The organism is Oleiphilus sp. HI0125, from assembly GCF_001635355.1.
In genome coordinates this window covers 1-621 of record NZ_LWGF01000323.1, presented here as the reverse complement: position 1 = coordinate 621, position 621 = coordinate 1, and the positions used below count along the sequence as shown (strand labels likewise).

Genomic DNA, 621 nt, shown 5'->3' with positions numbered 1-621 from the left:
TCAATAGGCGTGGGGTTGTAGCCATTGCAAGGGTTGTTAAGTTGCGGACAATTCGAAATAAGCACCACCACGTCCATCTCGGCGCGTAGCTCGACATATTTCCCAGCGCCAGAAATACCATCTTCGAAGGTTAAATCGCCCTCTTCTGTGACAGGGACGTTCATAAAGAAATTGATGTTATGACTGATATCGCGCTTCGTAATTCCGTACTGAGGATTCTCGGCAATCGCCAACATCCAGCTATCACGACAGGCGTGCATGCAACGCTTTTCGAGGTCATAGCGCACAGTATTGCTTTCCGTCGCACAAGCACCACCAAGGGTGTCGTGACGACCGCAAGTGTCAGCAACAATTTCAAGCATCACGTTATTAAAATTTGATCGAAGCTCTGAACCTGCAGTGAGGTAAACAGCACCCTGCTCGCGCACAGTATCCATCGCGCTGTAACGTTCAGTCGGGTTGTGTGCATTAAAAAACAAGGTGTCAGCGGCTTGGTTGCCTTCTAGGTCTAGAATACGGATGATTTCTCCCGCATTGACCACACCAATGTAATAGTCCCCTGCATCAACCACTTGTCGGGTCAGTGCATTTTCAGGAAGTAATGTGCTCTCAATAATCATG

1 protein-coding gene is annotated in these 621 nt (G+C 48.3%); it reads right to left on the bottom strand.

Going from position 1 to position 621, the window contains the following annotated elements:
• Window positions 1–620 (bottom strand): urea amidolyase associated protein UAAP2 (locus A3762_RS04390; protein WP_068754245.1); only part of this gene is annotated, 620 nt, incomplete at its 3' end.
• Window position 621 lies beyond the last annotated feature (1 nt).